The sequence below is a fragment of the Bacteriovorax sp. HI3 genome, from assembly GCF_059738875.1.
In genome coordinates this window covers 576915-590691 of sequence record NZ_AP026946.1, presented here as the reverse complement: position 1 = coordinate 590691, position 13777 = coordinate 576915, and the positions used below count along the sequence as shown (strand labels likewise).

Annotated in this window: 11 protein-coding genes; 4 read left to right on the top strand and 7 right to left on the bottom strand. The window is 41.4% G+C overall.

From position 1 onward, the window contains the following. Window positions 1-36: 36 nt before the first annotated feature. Genes AC6JA8_RS02765 through AC6JA8_RS02750 form a run of 4 tightly spaced genes read right to left on the bottom strand, consistent with a single transcriptional unit; the run spans window position 37 to window position 4972 of the window. Entirely contained in the window at window positions 37-447 is a 411-nt protein-coding gene (locus AC6JA8_RS02765) for a response regulator (RefSeq protein WP_497975663.1), read from the bottom strand. Continuing rightward, window positions 440-1951 (bottom strand): hybrid sensor histidine kinase/response regulator, encoded by a 1512-nt coding sequence (locus AC6JA8_RS02760; RefSeq protein ID WP_497975662.1) that lies wholly within the window; start codon window positions 1949-1951, stop codon window positions 440-442. Before AC6JA8_RS02760 ends, AC6JA8_RS02765 begins: the two co-directional genes overlap by 8 nt. A gap of 1 nt (window position 1952) precedes the next feature. Further along, window positions 1953-2423 (bottom strand): hypothetical protein, encoded by a 471-nt coding sequence (locus tag AC6JA8_RS02755; RefSeq protein WP_102242334.1) that lies wholly within the window; start codon window positions 2421-2423, stop codon window positions 1953-1955. After that, window positions 2420-4972, bottom strand: coding sequence for a SpoIIE family protein phosphatase (locus AC6JA8_RS02750; protein WP_497975661.1), 2553 nt, complete (start codon window positions 4970-4972; stop codon window positions 2420-2422). Before AC6JA8_RS02750 ends, AC6JA8_RS02755 begins: the two co-directional genes overlap by 4 nt. A 117-nt stretch (window positions 4973-5089) precedes the next feature. On the opposite strand from AC6JA8_RS02750, the gene AC6JA8_RS02745 reads away from it, so the two are divergent. Continuing rightward, a complete protein-coding gene (locus AC6JA8_RS02745; RefSeq protein WP_497975660.1) occupies window positions 5090-8053 on the top strand; it encodes a hypothetical protein in 2964 nt (987 codons plus the stop codon). On the opposite strand, the gene AC6JA8_RS02740 is transcribed toward AC6JA8_RS02745, so the two are convergent. Next, window positions 8023-9207, bottom strand: a complete 1185-nt coding sequence (locus AC6JA8_RS02740) for a hypothetical protein (RefSeq protein ID WP_497975659.1) — start codon at window positions 9205-9207, stop codon at window positions 8023-8025. The two genes, AC6JA8_RS02745 and AC6JA8_RS02740, sit on opposite strands and share 31 nt — an antisense overlap. A 26-nt stretch (window positions 9208-9233) precedes the next feature. Beyond that, on the bottom strand, window positions 9234-11291 hold the full coding sequence (locus AC6JA8_RS02735; protein WP_497975658.1) for a collagen-like domain-containing protein: 2058 nt from the start codon (window positions 11289-11291) through the stop codon (window positions 9234-9236). A gap of 317 nt (window positions 11292-11608) precedes the next feature. Between AC6JA8_RS02735 and AC6JA8_RS02730 the strand changes: the two genes are divergently transcribed. From AC6JA8_RS02730 to AC6JA8_RS02720, 3 genes are read left to right on the top strand one after another with little or no spacing between them, the layout of a single operon-like run. Beyond that, a complete protein-coding gene (locus AC6JA8_RS02730; protein WP_497975657.1) occupies window positions 11609-12043 on the top strand; it encodes a response regulator in 435 nt (144 codons plus the stop codon). Window positions 12044-12074: 31 nt separating this feature from the next. Further along, window positions 12075-12887, top strand: coding sequence for a TatD family hydrolase (locus AC6JA8_RS02725; RefSeq protein WP_497975656.1), 813 nt, complete (start codon window positions 12075-12077; stop codon window positions 12885-12887). Between the two features lie 42 nt (window positions 12888-12929). Continuing rightward, window positions 12930-13376, top strand: a complete 447-nt coding sequence (locus AC6JA8_RS02720) for a hypothetical protein (RefSeq protein WP_497975655.1) — start codon at window positions 12930-12932, stop codon at window positions 13374-13376. Here AC6JA8_RS02720 and AC6JA8_RS02715 read toward each other — a convergent pair. After that, on the bottom strand, window positions 13373-13753 hold the full coding sequence (locus AC6JA8_RS02715) for a hypothetical protein (RefSeq protein ID WP_497975654.1): 381 nt from the start codon (window positions 13751-13753) through the stop codon (window positions 13373-13375). The genes AC6JA8_RS02720 and AC6JA8_RS02715 overlap by 4 nt on opposite strands. Window positions 13754-13777 lie beyond the last annotated feature (24 nt).

Sequence of the window (13777 nt, the reverse complement as noted above, 5' to 3'; positions counted from 1 at the left end):
AACACTCAAAGCGGCAGTCATACTGCCGCTTTTTTTTTACCCAGGATCGCTCGTTAGAGCTTTTTTAATATAGGGTGTGATCTTCTCGCTCAACTGTTTTAGAGTAAATGGCTTCACCAGAATATCTTTAATCCCGCCTTCAATCGCCTTAAAAACATCTTCTTGAGACAAGGCCCCGGACATCAAAACTATTGGCGTGCGTGCATACTTGATCGAACGGCGAAGAAAAAGAGCGTAATCAATCCCTGTTTTCACTGGCATGATATTGTCGATCAAAATCATATCAAAGTCTTGATTGGAAAGCTTTAACCCCGCCTGCTGAACATCAGCGGCCGTCACACAGGTCACCTCTTCACTTCGCAAAGAAAAGAAGGCCTGAACCAGCTCCCTGATTTTCGGGTCGTCATCGACCACTAAAATAGCATATTTTCTTTTTGCATTACTCATCTACAACTGCACCAATGGCCCCAACCAATTCTTCTCTGGTAAATGGTTTCAAGATGATCCCTTTTAAATCCAGCTCATCTTTCATTTTCTTGTATTTTTCAACAAAGTCTTTCGATGTCATAAACAGAACAGGAACTTCGATATTGCGTTTTCGGAGCTCCCTGATAAAACTCTCTCCATCCATTTCCGGCATTTTAAAATCAGTGATAATAATATGCACAGGTGTACGCTCTACTTCCCTTAAAGCTTCAGTTGCACTTGAGGCCCCCAAAAAAGCATAACGACTATCGGAGAGAAAATTCATACACAGGTTCAGAATATTAATTTCGTTATCAACAACTAAAACGCGGACAACTTTATCCCCTTCGTTGATCAGCTTTTCCCAGTTTCCATTCACTAAACCGGCAATTCCAATGGCCGGAAGAGTGATCCTAAAATGGGCCCCTTTATCAGAATTAACCAGGTCTAATTTTCCTTGATGAGACTGAATGATCTGCTGGGAAATAGACAGCCCAAGTCCTGTCCCTTTTCCAATATCTTTAGTCGTAAAAAAAGCATTAAAGATCTTTTCGCGGTTTTCGTCCGTGATGCCAGTTCCATTATCTTTCACATCAATGCGAATAAAGTTTCCACTCTTCTCTGTTGTCAACTCAATGAATACGACCGGGTCCTTAACATTGGATTCTTTTAAAGAATCAATGGCATTTTGAATCAAATTAACAAAAACTTGTTCAACCTTAATTTTGTTAACTAAAAGAATTGGTGCTGGACCCTGAATATTTAAATTGACCTTGATTGCCGTGTCTTTTAACGAAGGCGCTGTAAAGGCAATTGATTTTTCAATAATCTCTTTAGCATCACTGTATTCTTTTTTGTCTTCACTCTTGTGCAAGAACTCTTTCATGTTAGAGATGATCTTGTTGATTCTCTCCAATGAGTGATTGACATTATTGTTGTATTTTTCAATATTGTCTTTTTGATTATTCAAGTCAGCTGTTTCCAGGCAAAAAGAAATAAGTTCAGCGTTACCTACTGCTACTGTAAGAGGGTTATTAATTTCATGAGAAATATTCGCTGTCATTTCCCCAATAACCTTAAGCTTATCAAACTGAAGCACCTGAGCGTATGTATTCTTTAACTCTTCCATCTGAGCGCGGTACTTATCATTAAGCTGCTTTTCAACTGTTACATCTTTAAAAACAAATAAGACATAATCGAGTTCCTTTTTTGCTCCTTTGACAATCAGGGTATTCATCTGACCTTCAAAAAAGAAATTTAACTCCGGTGTGATCGCCTGCCCCTCTGAAGTCACTCTGGCAAAAAACTCTTTGAAGTCCGGAATAATAATTCCCAGATATTCCACCAGGTTTTTTTGCTTTTGCATAAGCCTTGGCGTCGTCTTGAAAAAAGACAAAAAACTGGCGTTGTAATAAGCAATAGAGCCATCAAGCTCTGTTACCACTACCGGCTCAAATAAATCGTCTAGGTACTCAAAAGCATCCATCTTATTTCCCTTGGCTTAAAAAACTAAAATACTGTTTTTCAATCGCATCAAATTCCAGTTCCGTTTTACAAGTGTTGCAATGTTTTAGAGGTGGCTTACTGCCTGAGACTTCCGAACTCTTTAAAAGAATCTTTTTTCCCGTGTCACAATTGGTACAAAAATAAGGAGCATAAAAAGATTCCACAGCTACACCTTTACGGATAAAGCCATGAACCATATTTACTTGTTCAATAATAATCTGTGGGCAATTAATATAAGTGATACTTGCTGATCCCAGCTCATCTAAGTATTTGATCCACTCCCTAATCCCACATGAATTAATCATGCTGACGTTGTTAAAATCAAAAACAAACTGATTCATTCCCAGAGACTTAATCTTATCGAAGTTTGCATCCTCATCAATCACTCCTTCCAATGCCACATTCGCTGTGACATCTGTAATTCGAGTTGTGATAGTTAGTTTTTCGCTCATGATCGGATCTCCTTGGCCATATAGTGAAACGATGTCACTCTTTCTTTGGCCTTTTTATAACGATTAAATTTTTCAAAAACACAGATAATTTGCCCGGCATTTGGCCCACCGTTAATCACCCAAAACTGGTTGCTCTTTTCGTAGACCATATAAAGCCCAAGCCCTGCACCTCCGTTACCATCCAGTGGAGCTTTTTCTTTATAGGCGCGGCAAATACTATTGATTAATTTTTCTCTCGAAGAAAAGCCAGTTGGCCCCTTCACTGAAACAATGACGTTTTCATTACTAACAGCAAACAAAAATTCCACTTCTCTATCTGGTGTCAGAAGAATTTCTTTTCCTCTTTCGGCCTGGTCGCCGTTTGAATGATAAAAAGCATTTGATAAAAGCTCTTCGGCCACGAGTTTTAAAACATCACCCTTAATGGCTTCAGTAAAGTCGTCATTAAACTTCTGTCCCATTTCTTTTAAAACGGACGGGATTTTAAAATTGCTCACCAGATTCCAGCTCTGCTTTTTATAACCATCATCTATATAGTCTGGAAGATAGAATTCTTTTTTGGACTCCAGCACTTCCACCAAACGAATCTCACGCTTCAAGTCCAGCGTGTTATGTCCAATAAGATGGTTAATCTTATTGCCAGTTAAAAACTCCAGGTTTTCCTGATTCGTTAATTTAGAAATGACATATAAAGAGTCATCAGTCTTTGCATTCTTGTCTTCAACAATCACGCGCTGACCTTCAAAACTCACCGTGATAAGAGTGATGTCGTCTTGTAATGGAGCATTCTTTCTATGCTCTCCAAAATCTTCCAAAATAGCATTGAGAAGACCACTGGCCTCTCGATGGCATCCCTTAAGAACACTTTTTAAGAAATTTCTCTGCCCCCAGGCCTTCCCTTCAACTTCCATCTCCGTTAAGCCGTCTGAGAACATCACTATGCGGTCACCTTTAGCAATCGCCATTGATGTTTCTTCATAAGACGATGTGATCTTCTCGCCAACTCTCGCCCCATTATTTCCAATGAGTGGATCAACCCCTTCTTTTGTGTACTCATCGTTGATTTTATGAATTAAGAAAGGATTCATGTGAGAGGCATTTGAATACTTAATTTCGCCTTTCTCTTCATTGATTTCCAGGACAAAAGCTGTCATCAGGATTTCTGAATTCATTGAACAAACAACTTTATTAAGTTTCTCCAAAACAACTTTTGGAGAAATATAAGTTTTTTCTGAATCAATTTTAAGTGTAGAAATGCAACTGTGAGCTGCCGCGGTAATCAAGGCCGCAGGAACTCCATGCCCAGTGGCATCACAGACGATCATTGTCACAATCGGCCCTTGCTCAAAATACCCCCACCAGTCACCACTACACTCTGAAGCTGGCATATACCTTCCATCAAAACTGAAAGTCGACTTCACCATAGCGTGCTTCGGGAAAAAAGAATTCTGAACCAGTTGAGCAACTTTGAGCTCGCTTTCAATTCTCGCCTTCTCTTTCATCTCATCCATGAACATAAGAATCTTGTCTTTCATGTCGATAAATGAATCTGTCAGGGCGCCGATCTCGTCATTTCCTTCTGCTGAAGGATTAACATCGAAATTCCCCTGCGACATTTGAGTGGTCGCTTCAAAAAGAGTCTGCACATTTTTAGTCATTCTCTTGGTAAAAAGAATACCGACAATCACCGCAACAGATAGAATCAGGATTCCAAAGAAGAGGGATTTTTGAATTAATAAACTCGAAGCAAGGAAAGCTTTACTCTCTTCAATCTCAGTAATTGAAATAAGCTCCAGCCCCGGGACCTTCGAGAAGGCCCTGATAACGGCAACGCCATTGTCATCAAATTTCTTTACCCCTTGCTCGATATCAACCACTGCCTGGTCAGTCACAATCTTTTTTAAATCTTTTGGAACATTAATATTGTTGAGTTTAAAGAAAACCTTTCCACTTCCTGTCAGGATATAAGTCCCGTAGTTAAGTGTTTCATTCATGAGAGGCATCAACTTTTCATAGGAAATATGTAGAGCACACTTTAAGTTTTGCTCCAGTGCTTTAATGATAGTGAAGTGTGAAGGAAAACCCGGAACTCCGGCCATCTCCACTCTTGTCGCCCCTGTTGGAATGGACTTCATCCACTCAAAAGAACCATGGGCCTGATCAAGAATCTTTTCCTCATCATTGCCCGTAAGTTCTGCCAGTTTTTTATTATTTTTAGCGCTTAGGTAGTTTTCATTATTTACCAGGCACTCGACCCCCAGGATTTCGTCGTGGGTTGAGGCCATGGTCTGCATCTTTTGTCCAATATCATCACCGCTCTCACTGTCTTTAAGTGAGTTTAAAAGATTGGTGTCTTCGTTGATTAAAAGTTTTGTTCTTTCTGCGACGGAAATGGAATTAGTCAGTGCGATTGAATAAACATCAGCGGCCTTGTCTTCTTTAAAAATATTTAAAGCATAGGAAAGATAAAATCCCATCGTTAAAAGAAGCAATACCGAGATCGCCACAACGAATTTGTATTTCAAAGAAAATTTGACTTTTCTAATCAAGATTATTCTTCCTAGCTAAAAAGTTTTTGTAGCTTAATGTTACAATAACTTAGAAGAAACCCAATATGCGGCAAATTTTTGAGACTTAAGACTTTTGACAATTTTTTACTCGTCTTTATGAGTGCGCTGGCGCTTATGAGTCTCTATGTGCTTTACGCTCCTAAATCTCAGGGAAATGGCGATGAAATGAAAGTCGCCTCAATCGTAGAACAACTAAAAACGGTAAAACGAAAACGCGATTTCTATCAGGGGTGGATTGATGTAAAACCCGGCGATTCCCTCTCTCAAAATGATGAAATTTATACTCACGGGCAATCTTCGGCGAAGATTAATTTTATCAATGGCCCGGAAATCAGTCTCTTTGAAAACTCACTTCTTAGAATAAAAACCGTAAATAAGACTAACACCTTCAGTTTGGACAAGGGAAACCTGATTGCCAAACTTAACAAGGATGCCCCTAATCTGGATATTGAATTAGGCGGGAAAAAGTATTCATTTAAGTCGGATAATGCCAACATTCAAATCGAACAAGGCCCAGGCGAAAATAAGTTCCTTCTGCTCGATGGAAAGGCCCGCCTGAAAGATCAGGAAATTTTACCCAACCAGGTAGTTATTCTGGATCTTAAAACGGGAAATATCAAAGTCAAAACGATCCCTTTTATCCCTGAATCTCCCGCGCATAATTTGCGCCGATACTTCGTTAAAGACACCGCACTTGAATTCTCCTGGAAATCTGTCGTCGACGATACGCCGGCCACTTTAATTATTGCCAAAGATGCCAACTTCAAAAAAATTTTTTACTCTGAAGAAATAACTGAAAACCAAAAGACTCTGACTCTTTCTGAAGCAGGCACTTACTTCTGGAGACTCACTGGGAAAGATCAGGTTTCCGGCCCGATCAAGACATTTACATTAATTGAAGAAATGCCAGTCGTCGTTAATGCTCGCGAAAACATTCTCTACAAAGGGCCAAAACTTACAGATAAAGCTTTTATTAGCTGGCCAAAAAATAATGTTGCGAACTTTCTTCTAAAACTTGAATCACCTGATAAAAAGACTGAAGAAATTAAGCTTTCTAAAAGCAATTATGAATTCACTCCTTCTGAAATTGGAACTTATCAAGTTTCAGTCAGAATCGACTCCCCTGAAAGACCGCTTGCTCTTTGGAGCTCTCCTCTTTCACTAAGTGTGATGGAAGCGCATCCCGTGAGCATTACTGCAATCACGCCGCCGCTTTTAGAAAAAGTAAATTACAACGACCAACAGACCTCTCAGGTTCTTTCATGGACTGGCCCTTCATCTGTTCGCTATAAAGTCCGCTTGATTAAAGACGACATTGTTCAAGAATTTGAAACTGAACAAACATCACTACCTGTTAACTTAAAAGACAAAGGTGAATACAACTGGGAAGTTCAAGGAGAAACACTCTCTGGAGTGACTTCAAATAAGATTGCCGGAAAAATTGTGATTAAATCTCCCCTTCGTTTAGCTCAAATGCCAAGTGAAGGAGCAGTCATTGAGCTTGAAAAACCAGACCAGCTTGTGTCTTTTAAGTGGGATAAAGTTGAAGCCTCTTCTCTTTATCAGTTTGAGCTCTCTGACGATCCCGCCTTTAAGAAAATTATTGTCGCCAAAGATGTAGACACGAACAATGCCTCAACCAGCCTGGCCAATACCGGAAGATACTTCTGGCGAGTGAAAGTGAAAAAAGGTGAAAATGTTGAGTACTCAAGCCCGGTGAGTGTTGAGATTAAGCCATCTCCTCCACTGTCTCGTCCTGAAATCACTCCAAACTTAAAAATCAAGCTGAAGTATTTAGAAGAGTCTTCATCATTTAATATTTTTGATCTTTTTATCGGCAGAGCTCATGCTGAAGGTCCTGTCGCTGTCGCAGAATGGGATCTGCCAGCAAACTCTCGTGCAAAAAGTTATATCGTCGAAGTTTATAAAGACAGTGACCTAAAAACTCTGATCACCAGAATTGAAACAGAGGTTCCGCATGTGATCTGGAAAAACGCCACTCCAGGTGTTTTCTACTGGCGCGTTTCTTATGTGGATTTCTGGGGAAGAAAAACTGAATTCTCGCGCGTTTCAACATTAGAAGCTGAAGTGAATCCTGAACTCTTAAAACCTGAGCCTATTGAGATTCTGCTTCTTTTACCAAAACATCGCGCCGCTGTTATGCCGGAAGAAGAGGACTCTGCTCTTTTAAGCTGGGAAGCTATTCCCGAAATTAAAACGTATCAAATTTCAGTTTCCCGTGACCTGGATTTCTCTCAAATCGTCTTTACAAAAAAAGTGAATGCAGTCGAGTTAAAGATTAACTGTAAAATGTTTGATAACCGCGAAGGCGAATACTACTGGAAAGTCGAAGCACAAGAAAATGCTTCAAAACGCCGCATGTTTCAAATCGGATGCGCTCCTAAAAAAGTAGAAGTTCCAGTGGTTGTTGAAGAAAAACCTCCTGTAGCTGAAGTGAAGACGGAAGCAGCTCCGATTGTAAAAAAAGAAAATGAGCATTACTTAAGATTAGGGTTTAAGCCTCACAAACTGAGCTATGAGAATAAGGCCGATCAGTATTCAGCTGAAGTAGATGGAACTGTTTTAAACAGCTGGTCAGTTCTTTATCAAAGACCAATTGAAATGAAGTATTTTCAGCTGATCTCCCCTGCTTTTTCTTTTTCTCGAGGAAAAGTTTTTAAAGAGATCACTTTTATGGACATGGACCTGAATCTTAAAATGATCAGAAAAGCTGATAGCTTTTCATGGGGACCGATGATTGCCTTTGTTAAGAAGACAATCTATGTGGAATCTAATCTAAAGATTGCCGATGAAGGTTTTTCTTCTCCGATGGCCGGAGCGTTCATCAGAACGAAGTTAGGTGCTATCGATTTAAATGCCGAGGCCGGTTTTGGGAAATTACTTTCTCTTCATGCTGATGCCATGGTGAAAATCAAAACTCATTATGGTGCCGGGGTATTCGTAGACAATGTCTCGTTCACAAAAGAAGATAACAAACACTCATTCATGAGTTTTGGTTTAATGTTTAATTACACTTTTGATTTTCTAGATAAAGAATAATGAAGAAGTGCCGCTGCTAAAAAACCAACCATCATATTAATGACAAAAGAAGGTTGAGATTCATCCAGTGCAACTTTCGCACAAGAAACAGAACTACTGTATTGTCTTGAGACTCCCGATGTTCCTGATGAAATCGGAGTTGGAGTAAATGAAGTGCTATAAGGAGTTGGCGATACAGAAGCTGGATTGGCAATAGTAATGACACCATCGGCATCATCGAGACGAATTCGTCCATCTCCACCATCTCCACCAAACCCATCAGAGAAAAGGGAATCGTTAGTTCCACCCGTTCCTCCAGTAGCATTGATTGATCCAGAAGCACTGACAGTCAGAGTTCCTCCGGCCTGAAGCCAAACAGCTCCACCTGAGCCAGCTCCACCGCCTCCACTACTTGTAGTTGTGCCATCTCCACCGCCGTTTCCACCATTAGAGACAATGGCCCCATCAACTGTAATATCACCGCCAGCAATAATACGAATCGCTCCGCCGCCACCGCCACCAGAACTTCCAAACCAAGTTATTGAACTTGATGCCAGACCCGCTCCACCAGCTGCTCCTCCAGAGCCTCCAACAAAGCTTGAATCAAAAGCACTTTCTGGTCCGTATGTCGTTCCATTTGTTCCTGCTGTAATCGTTGTACTGTTGTCGTTGTCATTACCTGCAGAAGGTTGAGTTGCTGAAGTGGTTTTATAACTTCCACCACCACCACCGCCTCCGTACGAGTCAGTGATCCCCGAGCCCGTTCCATAGTGTCCACCGGTTCCGGCCCCGCTGCCATTTCCATTGCTGCCAATAGTGTTCGTTGAATTTCCACCAGCAAATCCACCAGCGCCCGCGCGTCCGCCAGCTGATACAGATCCTGTTGAGCCGTTACTGCCATTAGCACCACTCAGATCGACGGTTACACCCGCCTGAATAGTCACATCTTCCTGAACCTTGATAATTAATGGGTCACCATTAAAAGCGGTCCCACTGCCTTTAAAAGCAGTTAAATTGGCATCGATGTTTAATGATTTACATTGATAAGTTCTTCTTGCAGATGTGATCTGAGTGTCAACTCCACCAGAGATATTGCAAACACCATCAGAGCCATCACCTGAGTCGATCGCAAAAGCTGAGGGTGACAAAAGAAAAAGGATTAACATGCATTTCATACATACATGTTAACCCAATTTAGAATCTATTTCGCTTTAGTAATTTTTACCTGAGTATAAACTTCATCTACTCCGAAACTCACCGGGCTACCAAAACCTACAGTGGCCATCGTGCTAGCGCATCTGTGTTTAATAGCATAAGTCGTCGCTTCAGTAATCGTCACTGATCCCAGGATTTTTGAAGGCTCCATACCACCGGCCACATTATGGCTTCTGGCATTTGACCCTAAGATCACCATCTCACCAGTTCCTGCATTAACCAAGACAGCTTTGTGGAAACCATCTAAATAAGCTGGAGCTTCGGCTTCAATGACATACGTACCTGCTTGAAGCGTAAATTGATTTGAAGCCAGAGAAACAAATGATGTGTCTCCGCTGATATTATTTAAATCGCGAACCTGCTCCCACCCTTTTGATGAGTCACACGATCCACCGTTAGTACCATTTGCTTTAACATCTTTAAGGAAAGCAACTTTTGAAACTGCATCAGGTACAATTGAAGCTGGAAGTCTTCCATTTGAACCAATCACTGGGATTTGCCCGGCAGCTGTACCGACATTCACAGCAATCGTTCCACCGTTACCAGAAATTGTTCCACCTAAAATACCAGCACCAGCAGTTAAGCTGACAAGACCTGGGTCACCTTTTTCACCCTTGTCTCCTTTGTCTCCCTTTTCCCCTTGAGCTCCGGCCACTCCTGCTGGTCCTTGCAGACCTTGGAGTCCTTGCTCGCCTCTTTCTCCTTTATCTCCTTTTTCACCTTTTTCCCCAGCGATCCCTTGAAGACCCTGCGGCCCTTGGGGTCCTTGAGGACCAACAGCTCCGTCAGCACCATTGTTACCTTGTGGACCTTGAGGCCCAGTCGCACCAACAGCACCAGCTTCACCACGCTCACCGGCCGGACCAACAGGACCCTGTGGTCCTTGTGGACCTACTGCTCCTGTTTCACCTTTATCTCCTTTCGGACCTTGAGCACCAACGGCACCGGCATCACCAATTGCACCAGAAGGACCTACTGGACCTTGAGGACCAGTTGCACCTGTATCTCCCTTATCTCCTTTTGGACCTTGTGGACCTACGGCCCCGGCCGCTCCAGTGTCACCTTTTGGACCTTGCGGACCAACTGCACCTACTGGACCTTGAGCTCCTGTTGCCCCTGCTGGCCCAACGGCACCAGCAGGACCTTGTGGCCCTTGTGGACCAACTGCACCTGTCGCACCTGTTGCTCCTTTTGGACCAACAGCACCCGTCTCACCTTTATCTCCCTTGTCTCCTTTATCTCCCTTATCACCTTTAGCCCCAGCAATACCTGCGGCACCAGCAGCTCCTGCTGGACCTTGAGGACCGGCCGGACCAACCATACCAGTTAGACCTCTTTCTCCCTGGTCTCCTTTATCACCTTTGTCTCCTTTATCTCCCTTATCACCTTTTGATCCTGCTCCACCTGAGGTTAACTTCGAAGCTGTCCAACCTGTCCCATCCCAAACCAGGACATCACCTGCGGCCTGTCCATCTGGAATGTAATCAGTCGGCACCCAAAGCTCTCCATCAAAGCGAAGGATTTGTCCTTTTTCAGAATCTAATTGAGGAAGAGTGATACCTTTGACGTATTTTTCTAAAACTTTCACTGAAGCGTACGCTGTCGCTGGAAAACCTTTTGTCTCTTTTAGGTATAAAGAGATTTTTGAATTTACACGAATGTCTTCCTTTGCACGAGATCCATCAGAACAAGCGACAAAAGGATAAGTGAAGTTGAAAAAGAATCTTGTGACTTTCGTTTCGTACTTACACTGAACATTATCAAATACTAAATAAACCGTTGAGGGTCCTTCTCTTAATAAACCAGCATTCACCTTGATTGAATCCGGAATTTGAACCGATCCATTAAAGGTTACGTTGCTCACTTCACCTGACTTACTCGTCATGCGAAGCCACGATTCATCCTTCTTATTGTTCCAGCTCTTTGGGCTAACGATATAATAAGCGTAATCATTATTATCGTTATTATTGTGAGCAAAAACAGGAAGCGAAGTCATCGCCAGGGTTACTAACATAGCCGCTGTTTTAAAAGTATTTGTTGTCATGTCAGCATTATAAGGCCTCTTGAACAAATACTGATCAGTACACCTTTTTATATAAAGAATGAACGCGTATCTAAGGAGTTAAAGCGTCTAAACAAAAGCTCATTTAAAAGGCAGGCCTTCTTTTTTTACTTAAATTTTCAGCTCAAAAAGTTGGCAGATTAACCGTGTCTAGAGGGAAAATGCACATTTTAAATTCTCTTATAATCTCCACCATTTGCTTTGGATATCACACAGTTTTTTACACTTAACTTTCTCCGATTTAACAGATGCTTTCACATAGAGTTATAATAAAACCTAAAGATGGAATGAGTATGGATATGGATAGAATAGATAGTAAAGCCAACCTTATATATGAACTTGTTGAAAAGTTCTTAAATAACAAGGCGATTCTTTTAATCGATGATGAAGAAGAGATTAAGCAGTTAATGTCTAATTATCTTATTAAATCTCGAATTGAAGAAGACCGCATCGTCACCGCCTCTGATGGTAAGGAAGCTCTATCTAAAATCCAGAACCAGGAGTTTGGTCTTATTATTGTCGACATAGTGATGCCGAGAATGAGCGGGTTGCAGCTTATTAAAGAACTCAAGGCACGAAAGAAATATAAGGACATTCCTATTTTGATTATCTCAGGAACTATCGACGCAGATAATGTGAAGTCCGCCATCTCAATGGGAATTAGCAACATTATTGTCAAACCTTTTACCTACAATATATTCCTCGATAAAATCGGCCGAACCCTGGGGGTTTAAAGCCCACGTCAACTGTGCTAGTATAACTTCCATGAGTAAAAGTCGCCCTGAAATTCCTATTCCAGCATTCCCCATTATTGAAACCCATTTCCATTTGGATATGCTCAAAGCAGCTTCGCGTGAAGATGTTGTAGCGAAAACGGAAACTCATAAAATTGAAAAGATGATCACCATCTCCACTTCTCCCAACAACCTGGACGAAGTGATTTCCATCTCTAAAACCTTTCCGCAAATTTACTGCACGCAAGGCCTTCACCCGCATGAAGGAAAAGAATGGAATGATGAAGTGAGAGCTCACGTCATTAGAAATTTAAAAAATCCTGAGAATAAAAAAATCGTTGCTGTTGGAGAAATCGGTCTTGATTACTACTATTCAAAATCTCCTCGCGACGAACAGATCAAGGCCTTCGAAGAGCAAATGCAGATTGCTGTGGATTTCAACCTTCCTGTTGTTATTCACACCAGAGACGCTGACGATGACACAATTGCTGTCTTAAAAAATTTCTCAACCACTCTTAAAAGAAAAGGCGTTATCCATAGTTTTACTTCCGGCCTAGGATTGGCACAGTTCTGTCTGGATGAAGGATTTTATATCGGCTTTAACGGCATCATCACTTTTAAAAATGCCGAAAACGTCAGAGACGCCCTAAGAATCACTCCCCTTGAAAGAGTGCTCCTGGAAACAGACTCCCCTTTCCTGACTCCCGATCCTTACCGTGGAGTGGAAAATGCTCCTTATTACCTGCCTTTTATTGCAAAGAAGATTGCCGAAGTAAAAGGTATCACTCTGGATGACGTTTTAACTAAAGCTTATACAAATTCTGTCGATCTGTTTCACTTCTAGATTCATATCCAAGGAGTTCTTATTAAAACATCACTGATTTTAATGTCGTTGACCCTTTTTGCCGGCTGTTCACTCTTTACTCCAACTCCAGAGCCGACAGCAAAACCAATGACCTTTCATGATAAGAAGAACTGCTCTCCTAAGGCCTATGAATATATCAACAAAAGAGATGAAGCTCGCGAAAAGAAAATCACTCTCTACGAACACAATCAATTACAAACTCACACCGTCGATTTCTTTCTGGAAAAAGAGAAAGATCTTCTAAAATGCTCACAGGGGCTAAAAGACAACTATGCCTGCCTGGCAGTTGGAATCAATTCAAAATCAAAACTGGAATTTGTCGATGTTGCTGATGAAGTCAACAAGCTGGATGAAAGCGTAAAAAACTGCCTGGTGAAAAAACTTCAATCCTACGACTACCGTTCTTTGAAGGCTAAATTTGGAAACAAATTTATCATGCCTTTAAAAATGACTGTGAAGAAAGACTAGTCGACTTCGTAATACTCTTTAATTACCTTGGAGTTGTTAATGACATTGGGATCAGTCGTATCCCCTTTGATTTCTCGCTTAACTTCTTTCAGGGTTTTTAAAGCACTGTCAAACTCGGCCATTTCATCTTCGCGAAACTCATATGTTTCTTTAGTGTCAGAGTTTTCAAACTTGAAGATGGCCTCATTGTTAATACGCTGTCGCTGAAGCTCAAAGGGCTGAAGCTCTCGCTCTTGTCTTTGGCCAATTATTTTAGATTTTGAAATAGGTTGAAGCTTGCGAGGTTTACTCTCCCCCATAAACTCTCTTTCATGCAGCAGAAGATAAATAGCGAGTGCCATAAAAGCGACAAATGCTGTAATGGAAATGACCTTCATCAAGCCTCCAATAAAAAAGGCCCT